The 310-nt window shown below is 43.5% G+C and carries 1 pseudogene; it reads right to left on the minus strand.

Annotated elements, in window-relative coordinates:
- Window positions 1-65: 65 nt before the first annotated feature.
- Window positions 66-310 (minus strand): annotated as a pseudogene (locus HMPREF0044_RS08330) (oxidoreductase); the annotation flags it as partial.

Raw genomic sequence — 310 nt, forward strand, 5'->3', positions numbered from 1 at the left:
AAAAGTTCGGTCCTCCCAGTAAGGATAAGGAAGAACCGAACTATTAAGGTTTACCTAATCAGCACCTAGTTTCGACGAATCATCGTATTAGACACCTGTGTTACTGGACGAACTACTAAAGAGTCGATATTTACATGGCTTGGTAAATCAAGCGTCCAGGCAATGATTTCGGCTATATTTTCAGGGGTAAGTGGTTTTTCTACGCCCTTCGTAAACTTTTTCAGCAGCTTCTGCAGAACCCAATCGGTTTAGGGAGAACTCTGGAGTCTTAACCATCCCTGGAGCAATTTCCATCACACGCACAGGCTTT

The sequence above is a fragment of the Gleimia coleocanis DSM 15436 genome (genome assembly GCF_000159015.1).
In the GTDB taxonomy this organism is placed as follows: Bacteria; Actinomycetota; Actinomycetes; order Actinomycetales; family Actinomycetaceae; genus Gleimia; species Gleimia coleocanis.